The sequence below is a fragment of the Kitasatospora sp. MBT66 genome, from assembly GCF_000710405.2.
GTDB classification, from domain to species: domain Bacteria; phylum Actinomycetota; class Actinomycetes; order Streptomycetales; family Streptomycetaceae; genus Kitasatospora; species Kitasatospora purpeofusca.
Map to the genome: position 1 here is coordinate 966,593 of NZ_JAIY01000003.1, position 19,269 is coordinate 985,861.

A 19,269-nucleotide genomic window follows, 5' to 3' on the forward strand; every position below is an offset into this window, starting at 1 on the left:
TGATTGATCTTGTTGGCACCGGGGCGGAGCCGCTCTCATAATTCCAGCCAGACGCGTGTTGCGCGGCCAATGACGGCCGCCGAGGTGCCCGTGAGCGGCCGCGCGCGAAACCTTCTGCTCCTTTCCTGGGGGAACCCCTTGTCCGCGCACGATCACGTGCCGCCTGCCGCCGATCCGGCGCAGGCGTCCGCACCGGACCGATCCGCCGTCCCCGTCCCCGGCACGCCGCCCGAAGGGCCGGCCCACGCACCTGGCGCACCCGTTCCGGCGGCGCCGCCCGCCGGAACCCCGGACGCACCCGGCACCCCTGACGCCCCGGGCCGGAAGCTGCCGCGGGCCGTCGGCGTCGCGCTGGCGACCGTCGGCCTGCTCGCCGTGACGGCGGTCAGCGCGACCGTGACGGTGGCCGTCGGCAAGCCGGACCACCGGCCGGCCGTCGCCGCCGCGACCGCCCCCGCAACGGCCACCACCTCGGCCGCCGGGACCGCGAGCACCGCGCCCACCGCCGCCTCCGCCACGCCGACCACCGCTCCCCCGGCCGCGCCGGCACCCGCGCCCGTGCCCACGCCGACGAGCACCCTCAAGGGCACGGTCAGCAACGGGCGGCACGACGGCGACCTCCAGTACTTCCTGCTCCCGATCCCCGAGGGCGGCGAGTCGTACGGCCCGGCCGACGGCATGCTGCTGACGGACAAGGACATGGGCGACCAGATGGGCGGCGCCGAGGCCATCAAGGCGCTCAAGTCCTTCGGCTACAAGGACTCCGCCACCCGCACCTACCGCACGGCGGACGGCAAGGCCGAGGTCACCGTGACCCTGCTGCGCTTCTCGACCCCCGCCCGGGCCGCCGAGGTCGCCCGCAACTACACCCTGGACGGTCTCGACCCGATCGAGATCACCGGCGACCCGGCCGCCCACGGATACGTCGACAAGCCCAAGCAGCAGGCCTACACCGGCTCGATGAGCGGCATCTCCAGCCAGGGCGACGTGCAGTACATCATCGACGTCGAAGTGAAGGGCACCCCGGACAAGGCACTGCTCAGCGAGCTGATGAAGCGCCAGCGCGACTGGCTGACCTCCGGTCGCTGAGCCCCCCGGCCCTCCCCTTCCCCCTTCCTGGAGCACTCGCATGACCACCGACCCCGTGGCGCCGTCGCCCGTCGACGCGCCACCGCCCACTCCGCCCGCCGGGGCGCCGGACCTGCCGTCCGCCCCGCCGGAGGCCGCGCCGCTCGCGGCCATGCCGCCCGAGGACAGCCCCGCCGAGCCGCCCGCGCGCGGCCCGCGCCGCCCCCGCCCGGTCCTGCTGCTGGTCTCCGGGCTGGTGCTCGGGACCGTGGCCGGTGGCGGCGTCGGCTACGCGATCCAGGCGAACCGGCCGCCCACGCCGCTGCCGCCGGTCCAGGTCGCGCTGCCGTCCTACCCCGCCGGGGCGCTGGACCCGGCCGTGGCGGCCGCCACCGCGCCCTCGCCGCTCGCCATCGACGGCGACCTGCGCAAGCTGCTGCTCACCGCGCCGAGCGGCAGCACCGCCTGGGACGACTACCCGGACACCCCGAGCTGGGTCACAGCCGGCGAGCTGGCCGAGCACGAGGGCAGGACCGCCGCCGTGTTCAAGCAGCTGAACACCCGCGGCTTCCGGCGCGCCGTGGAGATCGACTGGAAGCAGGGCGACCTCAAGGTCCGGGTCTCCCTGATCCAGTACACGGCCGACCGGGCCGCCGAGGCCGCCGCCCGTACGCTCGGCCGGCCCCTCGAACCGTTCGCGCCCGAGGCCAACGGCGGCTACGAGGTGGACTCCAAGGCGTCGTACTGGGCCGAGACCACCGAGCCCTTCTACGGAGCCGACGCCGTCGCACAGCGCGGCACCGTCGTGATGGAGGTCAAGGTGTTCGGCACCCGACCGGTGTCCCCCGAGGTCCTCAAGGACCTCGCCAAGCGGCAGTGGGAGCGGCTGGTATGAGCGACAGCGACGTCATCGTCCCCGGCGCCCCCGCCGTGCCGACGCCCGAGGTCCCGGCAGTCCCGGACGTCCGGACCGCCCCTGCGTCCGACGTACCGCCCCCGCCCCGGCCCCCGCGCCGGCTGCTCCGCGCGGGTGGAGCGACCGTGGCCGCGGCCCTGGTCGGCGTGGTGATCGGGATCGGCATCATCGAGGTCCGCTACGACGACCCCGCGCCCGCGACCGCCGCCGCGACACCGGTCTCCGCGCCCGCGCCCAGTGCCACGGCCACCCCGTTCGGCGCGAAGTCCAACGGCAACCACTTCGGCTCGCTGCGCGACCTGCTGCTGCCCGTCCCGACGGGCTACGCGCTCGGCGCGGACGACGGCGGCTTCGGCAACGACGTCGAGCTGACGGGGGAGCAGCTGCTCGCCGCCGAGCTGGACGACGCGGTCCTGCCGATGCCCAAGGAGCAGCAGGACAAGCTCCGCAAGTACTGGAACGACCTGCACGTGAAGGCCGCCGGAGTGCGTACCTACACGACCCAGTCGGGCGAGCTGGCGATCAGCATGAAGCTGCACCAGTTCAACCAGCAGGAGGTGCAGAAGCTGAACGAGTACACGGCGATCTTCACCGGTGAGACCGGCATCTTCCGCACCGGCCCCACCGTGCCCGGCCACGCCGAGGCGCACTGCTACCTGCTGCCGGCCCCGCCGTCCGCGCCGATCGACCGCCTGGAGTGCTCGGCCGCCGAGGGCGACCTCCTGGTCGTCATGGCGGTCGAGGGCGTGGCCCCGCTGCCCAAGGACCGGATCGTCGCCCTCCTGGCCCAGCAGCTCGACCGTCTCGCCATCCCGGGAGCGTCCGTATGACCGACAGCACCACGCCGCAGGAAACCGCCGCCCTGGCGGAAGGTCCCGTCCTGCCCGAGGAGATCGACGACCCTGCGGTCGGGGTGCCCTCCACCGGCACGCCGGCGGACGGCGAGCGGACGGCCCGCCGCGCCCGGCGTCGCCGTGCCGCCGTGCGGTGGGGTGCGGCCGTCGTGGTCTGCGCGCTGGCCGGCACGGGTACCGCGCTGGCCGTGACGGCACCGGAGCGCACCGACCTGCCCGGCCTGGCCACCCCGAAGGACGGCCGGTACACCTTCCCGGCCCTGGTGCTCCCGCAGCTGCCCTCCGGTCAGTCGGTACCGAGGGAGAGCAAGGGCCGGCACGCGGCCGACCTCCGTACCCTGCTGCTTCCGGTTCCCGTCGAGGCGGGCGGCTCACTCGTACCTGCTGCCGCCCCGTCGGCCCCGGCTCCGGGCGCCCCGGCCCCGTCCGCCAGCGGCTCGGCGTCCCCGTCCGCCCCGGGCTCCACGTCGGCCTCGCCGGCCGGCACCTCCTCGGCGTCCCCCGTTGCCCCGGTCGGCCCGACCCCGGCGGGACGGGTCTCCTGCGAGGCGATCACCGCCGACTGGAAGGACCCCGGCTCGCTGCGGGCCCTGCTGCTGCAGAACGCCTGCCGCGATGCCGCCGTCCGCGAATGGACGGCCGCCGACGGCACCCGGACGCAGATCCGGCTGCTGTCCTTCGGCTCCCAGGCCGAGGCATGGCCGATGTTCGACAAGCTGCGGAGGACGGGCGAGCCCAAGGACTCCTCGGGCGGCGTGCAGACCGGTGACACCCAGGGCTGGGACACGGTGTTCGGCGTCGACCTCGCCACCCGCGAGGTGCCCGGCGCCCCGCCCGCCACCCGGATCGCCTTCCTCTCGGCGGGGAACGTCACGGGCGTGATCACGATGACCAACCCCAAGGGCGTGCCCACCGCGGCCTTCCGGCAGGTGGTGACGCTCCAGTCCGACCTGCTGGCCTGAGCCGGACGGCGGACAGCGAACGGCGGACAGCGAACGACGAACGGACCGGGCGGTGACTCCGCCCGGTCCGTCCGTTCCCCCGTCCCCCGTTGCCCCCGTTCCCCCGTTCCCCCGTTACCGGGAGGTCAGGAGCAGTTGGTGAAGGTCGGGCTGGTGTTGGCGATGTACAGCGTCGCGCCGGCCTGCGGGTCGTAGGTGAGCGGCACGGTGAGGGTGTCCTCGGCCGTCCAGGGCAGGCCGCGGGCGTCGAAGGTCCAGGTGCCGGTCACCTTGCGGGCCAGCTCGGCGAGCGTCACCCAGCCGTACTGCTGCGGCGGGACGGACACCGCGACGCTGTTGTTGACGGTGGTCGACCCCTGCCAGACGTTGTTGTAGTGCAGCGCGGTGCTGACCACAGTGGTGAGCGCCCCGCCGGGCACGCCGCCGGAGATCTGCGTCCCCATGTCGGCGCCGATGCTGTTGGACCATCCGCTCATATTGGTGACCGAGAAGGCCTGCTGGACGGTGCCGGAGGTGTTGTTGAACCAGACCGAGGAGACGCAGACCTTCGGCAGCGGGGCCGCCGGGGCCTCGCTCTTCAGCGCCCAGGAGCAGGTGGAGATGTCCTTCTGGCACTGCTTGGCGGCGTGGTCGACGGCGAGGTTGCGGGCCGCCGCGGGGAAGCCGGTGGACCAGCGCTGGTTCACCGTCCCGTTGCAGGCGTACTGGTCGGTCCAGGCGTCGTCGTAGTTGCCGCCGAGCAGCAGGTCCAGACAGGTGTTGTCGCCCTGGTGCCGGATCATGAACGAGTCCTCGGCACCCGGGACCGGCTGGAAGAACCACTTCTGGCTGGCCTGGCCGGCACAGGTCTGCTGGCGCAGGGCGGGGGTGAGCCACGCGAGGTCGATGCACTTGCCGGTGGTGTTGTTGACGATCGTGAACGAGGAGTCCGAGGCGTCGACGTTCAGCCGCCAGGACTGGTGGTAGCCGGGCGCCGAGTTGGTGACGATGTACGCGCCGTCGCCGGTCGAGCCGTTCTGGACGTCGAGCCGGCGGCCGTTGCTCAGCGAGGTGATGGTCAGGCACTGCTGCGGGGTGGCACAGGCCGCCGCAGCTCCGGTGACGGCCGCGTCGGCCCGCGTCGCCGTGAACGGCGCGGTGGTGAGGCCGAGCGCGGCGCAGCAGGTCACCAGGACGGCCGCGAGCAGGCGCAGCCAGGGGGCGGTTCGGCGGCTCGGGGCCGCGGGCGGGGCGGAGGTAGACAGCACGGGTCGGTCCTTTCGTCGGGAGGGGAAGGCTGGTGCGGTGCGGACGGGCGAGGCGCCCGGAGCGCTCGTTGCTACGGAGGTCAGGCGGCGAAGGCGGCTTCGAGGCGCGGCACGTAGTCCACGAGGTCCTGGGCCCAGCAGCCGTAGCTGTGGCCGCCGTCGCAGGCGGCGCCCCAGCCCGAGCCGTTGCCGTAGTTCACGTAGCGGTGCGGGATGCCGAGGGCGGTCAGGCGGTCGGTGAAGCGCGTGGCGGTGCCCTCGGCCCAGAACTCCATGCCGGCGGGGTTGCCGTTGCCGTTGCCGGTGTAGACGGCGATGCCGGTGTCGGCCAGCAGTCCGGCGTGGCCGGTCGGGTCGGCGGCGTTCCAGCGCCAGTCGGCGCCGAAGACCGGGTACGGCGTGCCGAAGACCGCGTCGCTGGACACCGTGGGTCCGAAGTCGAAGCCGCAGGGCTGGCCGCCGCTCGGGGCGCACAGCACGGTTCCGGCGTTGGTCAGGGTCCCGACGACGGCGCCGCGGATGACCATCTCGTCGGCCGAGAGGTCGTTGGCGCCGGACATGGTGAGGACCTGGCCGAAGAGGTCCGGGCGGGCCTGGGCGTAGTGCAGCGCGCCGAAGCCGCCCATCGACAGGCCGCCGACCGCGCGGTGCTTCCGGTCGGTGAGGGTGCGGAGGTTCGCGTCGACGAAGGGCACCACCTGGGTGAGGTGGAAGGTCTGCCAGTTCTGTGCGCCGGCCGCCGTGCCGCTGTCCAGCCAGTCGGTGTACCAGCCGCGCAGGCCGCCGTCGGGGATGACGGTGATCATCGAGGTGGCCGCGGTCAGGGCGGGGTAGGCGAGGCCCGGGTTGGCGGGGTTGTCCGAGGCGCCGTGCAGGAAGTACAGGACGGGGTACCGCTTGTCGGGGCGGTCCGCGTAGTCGTCCGGCAGCAGGATCCGGATCGTGTGCTCGCCGGCGACCTGCGGGGTGGTCACGGTGAGGACGAAGTTCGTGGCGCTGCCGGTCACGGTGCCGACCCGGGTCAGTCCGAAGCCGTCCTTCATCGGCGGCGGGGCGGGCGCCGCGGCCCGTGCGGACGACACGCCGGGCACGAGGAGCAGGAGGAGGGCGCCGACCAGGGCGGCGACCGCCGTCCTCACGGGTGCGGACCGGGCGGCGGGCGGAGCAGCTGTCATGGGTCGTCCTTGGGCGTGAGGGCGTGAGGGGACGAGTGCGCGAGGGCGCGGCCGTGCGCCGGCCGTCCGGAGGGGACGCCCGGCGAACTGTGCGGACACCGAGCAACTCTCGCGATCCGACCCGGCCGCGCGCCAGAGCGCCCGGCGGCCCGCTTGGGCCACCGGCGCATGTGCGCCACCGGCACGGGTAGGCTTCGACGACTTGTCATATCGCCATGGACATGGCGAAATTGGAGGTCACGTGCTCCACGACGTACTCGATCCCGACTCCGAGCGCGGCCGGATCTACCACCGGCTGATCGGCCGGCCGCAGGCGCGCCTCCCCGACCTCGCGGCGGAGGCCGGGATCGGCGAGGAGGTCCTGCTCGCCCTGCTGCGCGAACTCGCCGACGAGGGCATCGTGGTGGCCTGCGACCACCGGCAGCTCACCTGGGAGGCGCTGCCCCCGGGCCAGGTGGTCGAGGCCGCGCTCCAGCGCGACGCGGCCCGGCGGGCCGACGCGCGCCGGGCCGGGGCCGAACTCGACCGGCTCTACCGGCTCGCCCGCCGCGGTGGCGGCGGCTACGCCGCACTGGAGTTGGTCGAGGACCACGCCGAGGTCCTCGCGGCCGGACGGCGGCTGCAGCTCGCCGCCCGCCGCGAGGTGCGGGTCATCGACGTCCCGCCGTACTCCGGGGACTCCGCGCACTACCTCGACCAGGAGGTGCTGCAACGTCGGCGGATGGCCGCCGGCGTGGTCTACCGCTCGATCTACGGCGGGTGCGCCTTCGACGATCCGGTGGCCGGCCCCAACATGGCGCGGATGATCGAGGCCGGGGAACAGGCCCGGACGCTCGACGAGCCGCCGCTCAAGCTCGCCCTCGGCGACGACGACCTCGCCATCATCACCCTGCCCGCCGACGACCGCCCCGGGGTCGTCTCGCTGCTCGTCCGCCCGTCCAGCCTGCTCGGCGCCCTAGCCGCGGTCTTCGAGACGCTCTGGCGGCTCGCCGTCCCCGCCTCGACCTCCGGCCCCGGGCTCCAGATCGACGACCGGGACCGCCGCATCCTGGTCCTGATGGCCAGCGGGGCCACGGACGACGCGATCGCGCGGCGGCTGGGCCTGGGGCGGCGCACCGTCGTGCGGCGCGTCTCCACCCTGCTCGCCAGACTGGGCGCCACCACCCGTTTCCAGGCCGGGGTGCAGGCGGCGCGGCGCGGCTGGCTCTGACCGCCGTGGGGCGGGCCGACTCGGACCAGTCACCAGTTCAGCTGATGACGCGTTCAGCAGATCGGCAGTTCTGCTGATGACCGCACGGCGGCAGAGTAATGGCCATGAGCCACTCCGCCACGAGCCACCCCGCAGCACGGGAAGCCTCCGGGAGCACCGCCCCCGCCACTGTCGCCGTCACCACCGGGGACCGCGCTCCGCGCCGGGTCGCCGTGATCGGCGGGACCAGGTACTTCGGCCGCCACCTGGTCGCCCTGCTGCGCGACGCCGGTACCGAGGTCACCCTGATCAACCGGGGCTCCGCCCCGCCGCCGCCCGGCGTCGACCACGTCCTGGCCGACCGCGACGACGAGGACGCGCTGACCGCCGCCCTCGGCAACCGCACCTTCGACGCCGTGATCGACCAGGTGCTGTACACGCCCGCCCAGGCGGTGGTGGCCCGCCGGGTCTTCGCCGACCGGACCCCGCGGTACGTGATGACCTCGACCATCGAGGTCTACAACCCCGCGACCTCGCCGCTGGTCCGCACCGCGCCCGGGGTTCCGGTCCCCGAGGAGGCCGTCGACCCGGCGCTGTGGCCGGTGGACCTCGACCTGCCGTGGCACGACCAGGAGGCGCTGGTCCGGCACTTCGGCGAGGCCACCGCCTACGCCGAGGGCAAGCGCCAGGCCGAGGCCGTGCTCGCCGCCGGGCGGCCGCCGTTCGGCTGGGCGAGCGTGCGCAGCGCCCACGTCCTGGGCGGCGGGGGGCTGGACTTCACCGGCCGGCTCGCGCACTTCACCGGGGCGGTCGCGGCGGGGCGGCCGGTCGCGGTGCACGAGCACCCGCAGCCGTCCTCGTTCGTCCGGCACGAGGAGATCGCCGCCGCCCTGGTCGCGGTCGCCGCCTCGTCCTCGGTCGGCGCGGTCAACGCGGCCTCGGCGGAAACGCTCGACGCGGTCGGGCTGTCCGAGCTGATCGCCGGGCAGCTGGGGACGACCGCCCGCTTCCGGCCGGCCGAGGGCGCGGACCACGCGCCGTTCTCCTTCGACCGCTGGTACCCGATGGACACCCGGCGGGCCGGAGCACTCGGCCTCTCCTTCTCGCCGCTCGGCTCCTGGCTGCCGGCCGCCGTGGCCGAGGCCATCGCTGCCACCGGAACCGAAGCCGCCCGAGCCCTCGAAACCACCACCGGAAAGGACGTGTGACCGTGCGACAGCGCACCCTCGGCGGGCGGAGCGTCGGCGCGATCGGGCTCGGCGCGATGCCGCTCTCGGTGGAGGGGCGCCCCGACCCCGAGGCCGCCCTCACCACCCTGCACGCCGCGATCGACGCGGGCGTCACCCTGCTCGACACCGCGGACTCCTACCACTGGCACGCCGGTGAGGCCGGCCACAACGAGCGGCTGATCGCCCGCGCGCTGGCCGCCCGCTCCCCCGTCGAGCGGGCGAACGTCCTGGTCGCCACCAAGGGCGGGCGCGGCCGCCCGGGGGACGGCTCGTGGACGGTCGACGGTCGGCCCGAGCACCTCCGGCGGGCCGCCGAGGAGTCGCTGCGCCGCCTCGGCGTGACCGCGATCGACCTCTACCAGCTGCACAAGCCCGACCCCCGGGTGCCGTGGGCGGAGTCGGTGGGAGCCCTGCGCGAACTGCTGGACGCGGGGAAGATCCGCGCGGCGGGCATCTCCAACGTCGACGAGCAGCAGATCCTGACGGCACGGGAGATCCTCGGCCCGGCGCTGGTCTCGGTGCAGAACCGGTTCTCCCCGGCCGACCGCGGCTCCCTGCCGCAGCTGCGGCTCGCCGAACGGCTGGGCCTGGCGTTCCTGCCGTGGAGCCCGCTGGGCGGCCTCGCCCGGAGCGTGCTGGACGGTCCGGCGGACGGCGTCCCGGCGCGCACCGCCTTCCACCGCGTCGCCGAGGCACGCGGGGTCTCGCCGCAACAGGTCGGCCTGGCGTGGCTGCTCGCCCTCTCCCCCACCGTCGTCCCGATCCCCGGCGCCCGCCGCCCCGCCAGCATCCGCGACAGCGCGGGGGCGGCCGGGCTCGTCCTCGACGCGAACGAACTCGCGGACCTGAACAGCCCGTTCGCCGATCTCGCCGACGCGTCCGGCACCGCCTACCCGGCCGCCCCCGCCTACCTGGCCGCCCCCGCCAGCCCGGCCGCCTCGGCCAGCAGGCGGTAGGAGGTGAGCAGCTCCGCCCGGTCGTAGGTGTTGGTGGTGACCAGGAACTCGTCCGCACCGGTCCGCTCCAGCAGTGCGGCGAGGTCGGCGACGGCCCGGGCGGGAGTGCCGGCGATGTGGCCGGTGAGGGCCTGTTCGAAGGCGGTGCGCTCACGCGCGCCCATCGACCGGGCCAGGATCTCCTCGGCGGGTTCGAGCGGCGGGAACTCGCCGTGGGTCCGGCTGTAGGCGCTCGCCCAGGCCTCCGGGACGAGCAGCGCCCGGGCCCGGTCCTCGGTCGCGGCCACCGCGACCGTCCCGGACACCACGACGTAGGGCCGCTCCGCACGGGCGGAGGGCCGGAAGCGCTGCCGGTAGCGGTCGATCGCGGCCCGCATCGCCTCCTCGCCCCGCACGGCCGCGATCACCAGCGGCAGCCCGGCGTCGGCGGCGACCTCCGCGCCCGCGCCGGTGGCCAGCACGTACGCGGGGACGTCCAGGCCCTCGGCGGGGCGGGCGTGCACTCCGCCGGGGCCGCGCGCGTCGGGGTCGAACCAGGAGAGGAGTTCGGCGAGTTGCTCCGGGAACCCGTCGGCGGCGTCCTTCTCCCGGCCCAGCGCGCGGCGGACGCCGTCGGTGAAGCCCACCGACCGGCCGAGGCCCATGTCGATCCGGCCTGGGAAGAGCGCCGCCAGCACGCCGAACTGCTCGGCCACGACCAGGGGTTGGTGGTTGGGGAGCATCACCCCGCCGGTGCCGACCCTGATCCGCGAGGTCGCCGCGGCCACCGCCGCCGCCAGCACCGTCGGCGCCGAACCGGCCACGCCCGGCACACCGTGGTGCTCGGAGACCCAGAACCGGTGGTAGCCGAGCCGCTCGGCCTCCACCGCGAAGGCGACGGTGTCCCGCAGCGCCTGCGCGGGCTCCTCCCCCCGGCGGGTCCGGGAACGGTCCAGTACGGAGAGGCGCAGGGCGGGCGAGGCGGTCACATCCGTGGCAACAGCCCTCCGCGGCGGAGGCATTCCCCGGCCGGGCCGCCACCGGGCGAAAACCGTTTGCCGCGCGCGGCCAGGACCGATAGCAATGTGACATGCTACAAACCTCCCGCATCGGGCTCCGCGCCCGCCACGACAGCGACGTCGCGGTACTCCAGAGCGAGCTCTACGACGACGTGCCCACCCGCTCCCGGGCCGACTCCCGGCCCTGGCGGCCGATCTCCCCCGGCGCCGCGGAGTCCCCGTACGCCGTGGCACCGGCCGGGGACGACGCGGCCTGCTTCTCCGTGGTGGAGCTGTCCTCCGGCGAGCTGGCCGGCGAGGCCCTGCTGTGGGGCATCGACACCCACAACCGGGTCGCCCACCTGGGCCTCGCGCTGCGGCCCGGCTTCCGCGGGCGCGGACTGGCGGGCGATGCGGTGCAGTTGCTCTGCCACTACGGCTTCACGGTGCGCGGCCTGCACCGGCTCCAGGTCGAGACGCTGGCCGACAACCTGCCGATGGTCGCGGCCGCGACCCGCGCGGGCTTCGTGGTCGAGGGCACACTGCGCCGGTCGGCCTGGGTGACCGGGGAGTTCCTGGACGAGGTCCTGCTCGGGCTGCTGGCCGAGGACTGGAGCGAGGAGCCGAAGCCCGGAACGCAGGCCGTCCGGGCCTGAGCTCCGACCGCCGCCGCTCCCGTCGGCCGAGTCCGTCAGCCGAGCCCGAACCAGTGCTCGGCGAGCGACTCCAGGGTGTCCACTCCCGGGGGCGGCGGCACCTCCCGCAGGTACCGGGGCAGGTTGCTGTACACGTGCAGCAGCGTCCAGGCCATGGCCGCGCGCGGGTCGACGGCCCGGCCGTACCCGGCCGCGAACCGCGCCATCAGCCCCGGTTCGGCCCGGGTGACGAAGACGCCGACGCCGACGAAGTCGTACGCCCGGTCGCCGATCATCGCGGGCTCGAAGTCGAACAGTCCGGACAGCCGCCCGCCGGCCGGGTCGAACAACAGGTGCTGGCGCATGAACTCGGTGTGCAGCAGCACGCGTTCGGGCTCGCGCGACAGCTCCGCGGCGTCCAGGAAACCGGGGATGCGCTCCAGCCAGGCGTCCGGCAGGCCGCGCTCGCGCTGGCGTCCGACGGCCCCGGCGCGCTGCCGGTCGGTGAAGGCGCCCCAGTCGCCGGGGCCGAGCACATCGGCGAGCGGCCCCGGGTCGAGCGCGTGCAGGGCCGCCAGCGTCTCCCCCGCCTGGACGGCGATCCGCTTCCGTCCGTCGGGCGACAGGTCCGCCCAGGCCGGGGCGAGTTCGGCGCCGCGCAGCCGGGACATCAGCACGTACTGCCAGCCGTTCTCGTACTCGCCGGCGTCGTGCAGCTCCGGTGTCGGCACCGGCAGTCGGCCGCCGACATGGGCGAGCACCCTGGCCTCGGTGCGACAGTCCTCGGCGGCGGCCTTGGGGTAGAGCTTGAGGACCAGCTCCGCGCCGAGGGCGTAGACCGGCTGGGAGCCCTCGGGGAAGCGCTCCGGGGCGGGCAGTCCGCGCAGCCCCAACCGGGCGCAGAGGTCCTCGACCCCCGGGCGCATGACCGCCTCGTCCGGGACGACCGCGTCCCACTGTTCGTCCGTCTCGACCAAAGGCAGCATGCGCCGGACGATAGGCGGCGGACACCCGGGCGGCAACCGGATTTCAGCGGCTCCGGGCCCCTGACCGGCGTGAACGCACGGACCCCGGGGCGGCGGGCGCCAGGACGCGGGCGACGCCGCCCCGGTGAGCGCGGATCAGCCGCGCGGTAGGACCAGCGACTGCACGGCGGGGAGCTTGCGCCAGTCGCTGGAGACGATGCTCGCGTGGGCGCGGGCCAGCTGCTCGGTGCGGGCGCGGGCCTGGTCGGCGGTGGGGTCGGTGCCGCTGATCGCCGGGGCGACGTTGTGGGCGTCGGTCATCGTCAGCAGGTAGTGGTTGGTGTCGTACCAGGAGGTGTCGATGCCGTTCACATAGGCGGCGGCGTCACCGTCGAAGACCACGAACCACGGCCGGATCGAGGTCTCGCTGTACCGGGTGCGCGGGTCGCCGGCCGCCGCGCCGAGCGCGGTCGGGAACATCCGGGCCTCGCCGATCCGGCCCGCCGCCGCCAGGTCGCGCAGGTAGCGGCCGTACTCGACGTCGGTGTGCAGGGTGTCGAAGGGGTTGTCCAGCTCGACCGTGCCGGGGATCACGTACACCAGCACCCGCCCCGCGAGCGCCGACCGGGTCGGCCAGTTGCCGGCGCGGGCCGCCTCGTCGAGGCTCGGGTAGCTGCCGCCGCCGGGCTTGGCGAGCAGGTCGGCCGGGCGCAGCGCGGCGGAGCCGAGGTGGGCGGCGATCACCGCGTCCAGCTGGGCCGGTCCCATGCCGAGGTTGCCGGAGAAGCCCGGCTTGAGCTCCAGCTTGATCACCAGCGGCCCCGCGGCGGGGTGGGCGGCGAGCCAGAGCCGGACGTCGTCGAGGCAGGTGTCCAGGTTCTTGTTGCCGCTGCCGGAGTAGAGCTGGGAGGCCGTGGTGGCGCTGACGCAGTTGTTGCCGTTGCCGAGCGGGTTGGAGTGGCTGACCTTCCACTCCTTGGTGATGGCGTTCGGCCAGGCGTCCAGCTCGATCATGCCGGTGCCGGTGTCGAGGCCCTGGGCGAGGTAGCCGAAGGCGGCCGGGTCGTAGGTGTTGTGCAGGCCGACGGTGGTGGCGGAGCCGAACGGCAGCTCGCCGGGGGTGCGCTCGGCGGCCTCGGCGGCGGAGCCGATCGGCACGAGCGCGGCGGCCGCGGCGAGCAGACCGACGGCGAGGGTGCCGATGAGGGTGCGGCGGACGGTCACGATGGGTGTCCCCTTGTCAGTGCGCCTGAGGGCCGGCGCGCCTTCGGCGGTGGCTTCCGCCGGTGCAGAGCATGACGGGGCCGGCCGTCGGACCGGTGAAGGGGACATAACAAATACGTGACCGTCAGCTGCCGGACCGTCACCGCGCGCTGCGACGGCGGTCCGTCCGGACGGACCGGGCGGGCGCCGGGGTGCGGGGACGGACGCCGGAGCGGGTAAGGCCGACGGCACGGGCGCGGCGGACGGCACGGGCCGGGCGGGTGATGTGCTCATCAGAAGATGGACCAGCCGGTCGCCGTGGTCAGCGCGTCCAGGGCGGCCACGCCGAGCACCGAGTTCCCGGCCGCGTCCAGCCCGGGGCTCCAGGTGCAGACCGTGCCCCGGCCGGGCAGCACCGCCAGGACGCCGCCGCCGACCCCGCTCTTGCCGGGCAGGCCGACCCGGTAGGCGAACTCGCCGGCCGCGTCGTAGGTGCCGCAGGTGAGCAGCACGGCGTTGATCCGCTTGGCCTCGCTGCGCGACAGCAGCCGCGACCCGTCGGCGCGCACGCCGTGGCGGGCGAGGAAGAGGCCGGACAGGGCCAGGTCGCGGCAGTTCGTCTCGATCGCGCAGTGCGCGTAGTAGTGCGCGAGCACCTCCTCGACCGGATTGCGCAGATTGCCGTAGCCGGCCATGAAGTGCGCCATCGCGGCGTTGCGGTGGCCGTGCTCGGCCTCGGAGGCGGCGACCGCGCGGTTCACCGCGACGGCCGGGTCCCCGGACTCCGCGCGCAGGAAGTCCAGGACGGAGCCGACCGCGTCGCCGGTGAGCTCCAGCAGGCGGTCGGTGACCACGAGGGCGCCCGCGTTGATGAAGGGGTTGCGCGGGATGCCGTGCTCGGTCTCCAGTTGGACCAGCGAGTTGAACGGGTTGCCGGAGGGCTCGCGGCCCACGCCGCTCCACAGGCCGTCGCCGCCCTCGGCCAGCGCGAGCGCGAGGGTGAAGAGCTTGGACACCGACTGGACGGAGAACGGCTGCAGCCAGTCCCCCGCGCCGAACACCCGGCCGTCCACGGTCGCGATCGCCATCCCGAAGGCCGTCGGGTCGGCCTCGGCCAGTGCCGGGATGTAGTCGGCGACCCGGCCGCGCAGCGGCGAGCGCACGGCCGCCGCCATGGCGTCCCGGACCAGCTCCTGGTAGTCCACGCCCGGGTCCGACGGCTGCTGCGGGCCGTGCGCGCGGGGCGGGTCGATCGCGTCGTTCACCGCGCCATTGTCCTCGTCGCGGGTCCGCCCTCCGCAGGCGGGGTCCGATCGGGGTGTCGCCCGGGGCGCCGCACGGGTCCCGCCGGGCTGGCCCGGGGGTTTCGTCCGGGGTGTCCGAGGTCTGTGGCAGGCTGTCCGCCATCCGACGGAGGGGGACGACGATCATGCACAGGCCGAGCCGGCCCGAGGACCTCGACGACGCCGGGCAGGTGTGGGCGCGCGCCGTGCTGCTCGCCCTGCTGGACGCCGCGCAGGGGAACCGCGAGCACTGGCTGGACGAGCAGGGCGTGTGGAGCGAGAACGGCGGCGGCTCCTTCTGGTGGCGCCTCACGCTGGTCGACGACGGCCACGCGGTGTTCTGCGGCCAGGACTCCGACGGCAGCCACACCCACGTCGACGGCCGGCAGATCGACTTCCTGGCCGGCGGTCCGGAGTGGCTGCCCTGGGAGCAGTTGCGCGAGGACGCCCAGGGGAACCTGTTCGGCTTCCTCTACTGGTGGCAGGACGGCGCCTGGCACCGGATCCCCTACCCGGACGCCCTGGCCGAGGACGGTCTGGCCGCCGCCGCGCCGTGGCTGGGGTCCGAGCAGTTGTTCCTCACCGAGGCGGCGGAGCTGGCGTGGGTGCTGCGTGAGGACGGGCCGGCCTTCGCCGCCGCCGTGACGCGCTTCCTGCGCCGCGCCGAGGAGCGCACCGTCGACGCCGGCGCGGTGGCGGAACTGCTCGCGGCCGCCGGTGTCGGGGACGACGACCGCGAGGTGCTGCGCTTCGAACCGGCACTGGACGTCGCCGTCCGGGCCGGGCTCACCCGGCACGCGCCGGTGCCCGGCTGACGGGTGCCCGACGCGACTCAGGGGCAGCGCACGTCGGTGCCCCGCACGCCGACGAGGCCGTCGTTGAACGCCGCGCCGTCCTGGTACTCGTAGTACACGTAGGAGTAGAAGTCGACATTGAGCCCGTCGCCGCAGGCCGAGTCGGGCGCAACGGCGTACGTGAGGGTGAAGCTGGTACTGGCGCCCGGGGCCAGGGGCAGCGCGTAGAGGGCACCCCAGGCACCGGACTGCGGGTTTCCGCAGGGAGATGTCACCGGCGAGCCGTTGCACGCGGTGGCCGCGTACTTGAGCCCCTGGTACGACACGTCGGTGAAGGTGTCGTAGCTCTGCTGGACGGTCTGGAAGGCGAACCGGATCGGGGTGTCGTGGGGGTTGGTGAGGGTCACGGTCACGGTGAACGAGCCGCCGGGCGGCGTCGTGGCCCGGTCGCTCACCGAGGTCACCGGGATCGGCAGGGCGGCCGTCCGGGCAGCGGCGCGATGGGCCGGGGCGGCTTGGACCGGGGCGGCATGGGCCGGTACGGCCGCGAGCAGCGGACCGGCGAGGAGAAGGGGCAGCACTGCGCGCACGGCGCGCTTCCACGATGTCAGGCGCATGACGACGCAGCGTAGGGGCCGGGGCCGCGGCCGAGGCCGCCCTCGGGGCGCGACCGTACCGATGGACGAGCGGCCGACGGACGGACCGGCCCACCGCACTCGCGTTCGAGCGCGGCCGGGCGGCGGCGGGCGTACGCTGCGGTGCCCCGTCCGTCGCCCGGCCGCCGTCGTCCCGTCAGCCGCCCCGGCCGCCACCCTTTTCACTCGCCCCCCGGCGAGCACCCGCCTGTGCCGCCGACCCGCCGGCGGTCGGGTCAGCGGCGGACCATGCGCACCCCGGCGACCTCCAGCAGACCGTCCAGCTCGACCTTGCCGACCTGCTGGTCCGGGCTGGGCACCAGGCCGTCCCGGCGGACGATGTCGAGGATCCGCTCGGCCAGCGGCAGCACCATGTGGCGCCCCCAGCAGCGTTCACTGGCGTGCCCGAACGGCAGGTAGCCGGGCTGGTTGTCGGGGTCGAGGCCCTTCCAGCGCTCCGGCCGGAAGGTCTCCGGGTCGTCCCACAGCCGTGGGTCGCGGTGGCTCAGCAGCGGAAGCAGCAGCAGGTCGTCCTTGGGTCCGATCCGCCCGTCCACGGCGCCGAACTCCGGGGAGGCGACGCGCAGGATGTTCCAGGAGGGCGGCAGCAGCCGCAGCGCCTCCAGCAGGATGTCCCGGTTCGGCACGTCGTCGTCGAACGGCGCGCCCAGCCAGACCGCATTGGTCACGAGCGCGGCCACGGTGAAGCAGATCGGACCGGCCACCCGCCGGTAGAGGTACATCGCGTAGCGACGGTCTTCGTAGGTCTCGGCGTCCAGCACCCGGGCCGCCAGATTCGACAGCGGAATTTCGGTACCCGGCTTTCCGAGCATCGCGGTACCGGCCGTGACGGCCATCCAGGTCAATTTGGGTGTGAGTTCCAGGCGGCGGTCGACCAGGATCCGGAAGCGGAAGCTCTCCTCCCCGAAAACCAGGTCCCGCAAATAGATGTGCGGGGTGTGCGGCCATTTCCCGGCGAGATCGGTCCGGTCGCCCAGCGGCTTCTTCAGCGCCGTCCGGACGTCGGCCGACACGGCCTGCATGAGTGCCGCCGCGTCGGGCTTGGTGACGAGCCGCCCCCGCACGGGCTTGAAGGTCGGCCGCTCCTCGGCATTGGCCGGCCTGCTGCTCAGCAGCCCGTCCATGAGGTCGGCCCCGGACACGCCGACGGTGTCCGCCTCCAGACGGAAGAGGTCCTGACCTCGGTACTTGTTGAGGAGTTCGTCGATCCGCGGCGCGAAGACGGTGACGCGGGCGCTCCGCCCGGTGCTGGAAATGGCCATCCGTGGCTCCAAGGGTGAACGGCTGGGTGACAGGGGCCCGCCCTCGGCGCACGGCCCGCTCGCGGCGAGCGGGCCGTGCCCGGCGGGTCCGCTCGGGACCCGCCGGGCACGCTTCCGGCAACGGACCGCCGGAATTAGATCCAGCCGTACCAGGCGTAGGCCTTCAGGCTCTTCTCCGGCATGACCTTCTTCACGAAGTGAACGAGCTTCATGACAGCACCTCCATGTCTCAGAAAACGATGACGAACAACATTCCGGCGAGCGGCGCCCGGAGCGAACTCCTAGGAATTTCGGGTTCCGTTTGCCCCCCGCTGCAACGAGTGAATACCGGCCGCAAATCACGGTCAAGTGTGACGCAGGTCACTCCGACGAACGCCCGGTCGGGCGGTTTGACGCCCCGCCGGCGAGCCCCGGCGATGTTGACGCGAGCGCGACAGTGCTGGTCAGCGCCACGTCCGGCCGGTGGCTGCCAGGTGAACGGCGCGCTCCCGTCGAGGGTCCACCGGGAGGCCGAACGCCCCAACGGAACGTTCGGTCTGCCTCATGGGGCATCGCGACTGCCCGGTCGTGGCACCGGGGCCGCCGCACCGGGGCGGCCCGACCCGCCGCCGGAGGCAGACCGGCGGGCCGCCGCCGCCGCGATTCCCCCCGCCCGACCCGTGGTTGAGCCCCGCCCACGCGCGTACCCTCGGTCGCGAGGGCGGGACTCCGGAGCCTGGGGGGCGACGAGTGGCTGTGGGACTACTACTGGTGGGCTTCGCGCTGGGCTGCCTGGTGACGGCAGCAACCCTGTGGCGCCTGACTTTGTCGGCCGCCTGGAAGGCCGCAGGTTCGGCAGCCAGGGCAGAAGCCGCCGCCCTGAGCGCTGCCCGATCCGACGCCGCCCCCGTCACCACCGTCGCCGCGACACCGGCGGCCGCCCCCGTACCCGCAACGGCACCCGCCGTCGCCGTCGCGAAACCCGCTGTCGCGGAAGCCGTCGTCGTCGTCGTCGCGAAACCCAACGCCGCAAAACACACCACCGCGAAACCCACCCCGCGCGTCGAAGCGGCCGGCCCCGCCCCGACACCGCCGCGCCCCCGGTCCACCACCGACTCCGCACCCGCGCCCGTCCTCCCGCCCGCCGAGGACGGCCTCCCCCGGCTGCGCCCCGCCTCCGGGCCCAGCGACAAGCGGGGTCCGGTCCCCCGGCGGCGGGCCGGTGAACGGTTCCACTTCTCCGGACGGTGCGGGGACGGAGAGGCCGAGTACGAGTTCCCCATCGAGTGGCCGGAGGGCGCCATCGCCGTGGCGCAGATCGAGGTCTCGACGAAGGGCTACCTCAGCATCAGCCCCATGACCAGGACGCTCGACCGCGTCGAGTCGCACTCCTCCCTCATCTACCTCAGCTCCTCCGACAAACGGAAGGGCGTGCGCACCGTACTGACGCACGACTTCACCCACCTCCTGGTCGACTCCCGCGGCATCGGCGAGTGGTCCGTCCGGCTCTACGGCTCCGACGAGATCGACGAGTTGACCGGCACCGTGGAGGGCTACGGCTCCACCGTCCTGGCCGTCCGCCAGAACCTCCCGGTCAGTTGCGTCATCCACGTCAAATCGTTCTCCTGGTCCGCCGAGTTCATCTGCGCCTGCGGACGGATCCCCGAGTCCTTCGGGAGATGCGGGTGCCCGATCCCGCCCGGAGTGCCCAGCAGCCCGCCCCTGGGCGCCTGGGAGTCGGGCGAGGCGATGCGGACACTGCTGTTCCCGAGAGCCGGCGTACTCAAGGTGAGGACCAGCGAGCCGTCCGACCCGTGGCGCCTGGAAGTCCGCCCGTACGCCGGCAAGCCCAAGGCCCGCTGACCGGCGGGCCCGCCGGCCCCCGGCCCGCCGCCCACTCCCCTGCGGCCGGTGCCGCC

19 protein-coding genes are annotated in these 19,269 nt (G+C 74.2%); 10 read left to right on the forward strand and 9 right to left on the reverse strand.

Going from position 1 to position 19,269, the window contains the following annotated elements; all coding sequences use genetic code 11:
• Window positions 1–138: 138 nt before the first annotated feature.
• From BI06_RS50375 to BI06_RS06285, 4 genes are read left to right on the forward strand one after another with little or no spacing between them, the layout of a single operon-like run.
• A complete protein-coding gene (locus tag BI06_RS50375) occupies window positions 139–1,089 on the forward strand; it encodes a hypothetical protein (RefSeq protein ID WP_158516387.1) in 951 nt (316 codons plus the stop codon).
• Between the two features lie 40 nt (window positions 1,090–1,129).
• Window positions 1,130–1,963, forward strand: a complete 834-nt coding sequence (locus tag BI06_RS47785) for a hypothetical protein (protein WP_043465604.1) — start codon at window positions 1,130–1,132, stop codon at window positions 1,961–1,963.
• Complete coding sequence (locus tag BI06_RS47790) at window positions 1,960–2,814, forward strand: hypothetical protein (protein ID WP_043465606.1); 855 nt, start codon at window positions 1,960–1,962, stop codon at window positions 2,812–2,814. The genes BI06_RS47785 and BI06_RS47790 overlap by 4 nt, the downstream gene beginning before the upstream one ends.
• A complete protein-coding gene (locus BI06_RS06285; RefSeq protein WP_043465608.1) occupies window positions 2,811–3,800 on the forward strand; it encodes a hypothetical protein in 990 nt (329 codons plus the stop codon). The genes BI06_RS47790 and BI06_RS06285 overlap by 4 nt, the downstream gene beginning before the upstream one ends.
• Window positions 3,801–3,925: 125 nt before the next feature.
• On the opposite strand, the gene BI06_RS06290 is transcribed toward BI06_RS06285, so the two are convergent.
• Together BI06_RS06290 and BI06_RS06295 are read right to left on the reverse strand one after the other, a co-directional pair.
• Window positions 3,926–5,047, reverse strand: coding sequence for an RICIN domain-containing protein (locus BI06_RS06290; RefSeq protein WP_030395522.1), 1,122 nt, complete (start codon window positions 5,045–5,047; stop codon window positions 3,926–3,928).
• A gap of 80 nt (window positions 5,048–5,127) precedes the next feature.
• Window positions 5,128–6,222 carry an alpha/beta hydrolase family protein gene (locus BI06_RS06295; protein WP_051740308.1) on the reverse strand — a complete coding sequence of 365 codons (1,095 nt, stop codon included), beginning with the start codon at window positions 6,220–6,222 and terminating at the stop codon, window positions 5,128–5,130.
• 241 nt (window positions 6,223–6,463) lie between these two features.
• On the opposite strand from BI06_RS06295, the gene BI06_RS06300 reads away from it, so the two are divergent.
• The 3 genes from BI06_RS06300 (at window position 6,464) to BI06_RS06310 (ending at window position 9,596) form a co-directional block, all read left to right on the forward strand.
• Entirely contained in the window at window positions 6,464–7,432 is a 969-nt protein-coding gene (locus BI06_RS06300) for a helix-turn-helix transcriptional regulator (protein WP_030395524.1), read from the forward strand.
• Between the two features lie 104 nt (window positions 7,433–7,536).
• Window positions 7,537–8,619, forward strand: a complete 1,083-nt coding sequence (locus BI06_RS06305) for an NAD-dependent epimerase/dehydratase family protein (RefSeq protein WP_107113294.1) — start codon at window positions 7,537–7,539, stop codon at window positions 8,617–8,619.
• 2 nt (window positions 8,620–8,621) lie between these two features.
• A complete protein-coding gene (locus BI06_RS06310) occupies window positions 8,622–9,596 on the forward strand; it encodes an aldo/keto reductase (RefSeq protein ID WP_082558332.1) in 975 nt (324 codons plus the stop codon).
• Here the strand turns inward: BI06_RS06310 and BI06_RS06315 are convergent.
• Window positions 9,548–10,597 carry an LLM class flavin-dependent oxidoreductase gene (locus BI06_RS06315; protein WP_051740309.1) on the reverse strand — a complete coding sequence of 350 codons (1,050 nt, stop codon included), beginning with the start codon at window positions 10,595–10,597 and terminating at the stop codon, window positions 9,548–9,550. The two genes, BI06_RS06310 and BI06_RS06315, sit on opposite strands and share 49 nt — an antisense overlap.
• A 68-nt stretch (window positions 10,598–10,665) precedes the next feature.
• Here BI06_RS06315 and BI06_RS06320 point away from each other — a divergent pair, with 68 nt between their 5' ends.
• A complete protein-coding gene (locus tag BI06_RS06320) occupies window positions 10,666–11,229 on the forward strand; it encodes a GNAT family N-acetyltransferase (RefSeq protein WP_030395528.1) in 564 nt (187 codons plus the stop codon).
• A 35-nt stretch (window positions 11,230–11,264) separates the two neighbouring features.
• On the opposite strand, the gene BI06_RS06325 is transcribed toward BI06_RS06320, so the two are convergent.
• The 3 genes from BI06_RS06325 to BI06_RS06335 form a co-directional block, all read right to left on the reverse strand.
• A complete protein-coding gene (locus BI06_RS06325; RefSeq protein ID WP_043465614.1) occupies window positions 11,265–12,194 on the reverse strand; it encodes a phosphotransferase family protein in 930 nt (309 codons plus the stop codon).
• A 135-nt stretch (window positions 12,195–12,329) separates the two neighbouring features.
• A complete protein-coding gene (locus BI06_RS06330; RefSeq protein ID WP_043465616.1) occupies window positions 12,330–13,397 on the reverse strand; it encodes a phosphatidylinositol-specific phospholipase C domain-containing protein in 1,068 nt (355 codons plus the stop codon).
• A gap of 272 nt (window positions 13,398–13,669) precedes the next feature.
• Window positions 13,670–14,581: a glutaminase gene (locus BI06_RS06335; RefSeq protein WP_030395531.1), complete on the reverse strand. Its 912-nt coding sequence runs from the start codon at window positions 14,579–14,581 to the stop codon at window positions 13,670–13,672.
• 224 nt (window positions 14,582–14,805) lie between these two features.
• On the opposite strand from BI06_RS06335, the gene BI06_RS06340 reads away from it, so the two are divergent.
• Entirely contained in the window at window positions 14,806–15,474 is a 669-nt protein-coding gene (locus BI06_RS06340) for a hypothetical protein (RefSeq protein WP_051740310.1), read from the forward strand.
• Window positions 15,475–15,491: 17 nt separating this feature from the next.
• Here BI06_RS06340 and BI06_RS06345 read toward each other — a convergent pair whose 3' ends face one another.
• The 3 genes from BI06_RS06345 to BI06_RS55425 form a co-directional block, all read right to left on the reverse strand.
• Entirely contained in the window at window positions 15,492–16,070 is a 579-nt protein-coding gene (locus tag BI06_RS06345) for a hypothetical protein (RefSeq protein ID WP_149030276.1), read from the reverse strand.
• 254 nt (window positions 16,071–16,324) lie between these two features.
• A complete protein-coding gene (locus tag BI06_RS06350; RefSeq protein WP_043465618.1) occupies window positions 16,325–17,371 on the reverse strand; it encodes a cytochrome P450 in 1,047 nt (348 codons plus the stop codon).
• Window positions 17,372–17,505: 134 nt separating this feature from the next.
• Window positions 17,506–17,583 (reverse strand): tryptorubin family RiPP precursor, encoded by a 78-nt coding sequence (locus tag BI06_RS55425; protein WP_350540985.1) that lies wholly within the window; start codon window positions 17,581–17,583, stop codon window positions 17,506–17,508.
• A gap of 523 nt (window positions 17,584–18,106) precedes the next feature.
• Here BI06_RS55425 and BI06_RS06355 point away from each other — a divergent pair.
• Window positions 18,107–19,213 carry a hypothetical protein gene (locus tag BI06_RS06355; RefSeq protein ID WP_149030277.1) on the forward strand — a complete coding sequence of 369 codons (1,107 nt, stop codon included), beginning with the start codon at window positions 18,107–18,109 and terminating at the stop codon, window positions 19,211–19,213.
• Window positions 19,214–19,269: the final 56 nt, after the last annotated feature.